At 76.3% G+C, this 577-nt stretch carries 1 protein-coding gene; it reads right to left on the reverse strand.

Annotated features, from left to right (window positions below):
* The coding region (locus KUM32_RS42335; protein WP_217146901.1) for a M23 family metallopeptidase at positions 1–577 on the reverse strand (577 nt) is incomplete at both ends.

A 577-nucleotide genomic window follows, 5' to 3' on the forward strand; every position in this document is an offset into this window, starting at 1 on the left:
TCGGAGGAGTTGCCCGAATTGCCGCACTCGGCCAGCGGCTGGCCGGCCGCGACCCGCTCGCCCACGGCCACCCGCAGCGAGCGCCGCCGCAGGTGGGCGAAGACGGCGTACGTACCGTCGCCGAGGTCGAGCACGAGGTGGTTGCCCAGGATGTGGCGGGGGTCGGCGAGGGAACGTACGAAGCCCTCCACGAACAGGTAGCCGAGGCCGGCGAGCGAGGTGCGGGATAGGTGGTCGCGCTGCCCGTCGGCGGCGGCCACCACCCGGCCGTCGGCCGGCGCGAGCAGCGGCTCCCCGTACGCCGGGTAGGCAGCCGGGCGGCGCGCGATCGGCCACACCCAGACGGGCTCCGGCGCGGGTCGGCGCACGAGGTCGATGGCGTACGTCTGCGCCAGGCTGTGGGTGTGGCTGGGCACCTTGGTGGCGGGCCCGTTGAGTGCCACCCAGTGGCCCCGCACGGGTGCGCCCAGGGCCACGGGCGGGGTGACGCCCCTCGGCGGGCGCTGCGCCCGCGTCAGGACCCACCGCGCCAGCAGGCCACCCAGCAGCAGACCGACGCCGGTGAACCACAGCGCCC

This window comes from Streptomyces sp. AC627_RSS907 (assembly GCF_019049165.1).